The sequence below is a fragment of the Oryzobacter faecalis genome, assembly GCF_046764005.1.
Lineage (GTDB): Bacteria > Actinomycetota > Actinomycetes > Actinomycetales > Dermatophilaceae > Oryzobacter > Oryzobacter faecalis.
Genome location: NZ_JBKOFW010000026.1, coordinates 1 through 528, shown reverse-complemented (window position 1 = coordinate 528; position 528 = coordinate 1). Strand labels below are relative to the sequence as shown.

Below are 528 nucleotides of genomic sequence, written 5' to 3'. Positions count from 1 at the left end.
CTCGGCGACCGGCGCCGGTGCCTCCTCCAGCTCGTGGGCGACGACCCCGGCGCGGTACCGGTCCAGGTCGCCGGTGCGCATCGCGTCGTGCAGCCCGCCCAGGCCGGTGCACGTGGTGGTGCCGGGGTTGCCGTCGGCGGCCCACCGGATCGCGTCGCGGACCCGGTCGCTGGCGTGGTTCGCGGTGACCTCCAGGGCCCCGGACACGATCGCGGCCGCGTCCAGGGCGACGTGCCCGGGTGCCTTGTGGGTCTCGGCGTCGGTGCCGTCCTCGAGCAGCACCGGTTCGATCGCGGCGAGGGCGACGATCGCCTCGTCCTGCACCGCCGACACCGTGTTGACGACCTGCTGGCAGGACCGGACCACCTCGGCCCACGCCTCCCGCGAGCCGCCGGGCGGTGACGGCGCGGGGAGCGCAGCGAGCAGCGTCTGCGTGTCGTGCAGGACCGTGAGCAGCTCGCTCGGATGCCCGGTGCGGCTGCTGGTCGCTGGTGCGGTGCTGCTCATGCTGTCCCCCTCCCCTGTACC

At 75.2% G+C, this 528-nt stretch carries 1 protein-coding gene; it reads right to left on the bottom strand.

All coding sequences use genetic code 11. The features are described from left to right. On the bottom strand, positions 1-507 hold a 507-nt coding region (locus ACK8HX_RS17755; protein ID WP_411942045.1), incomplete at its 3' end, for a hypothetical protein. Between the last annotated feature and the right edge of the window lie 21 nt (positions 508-528).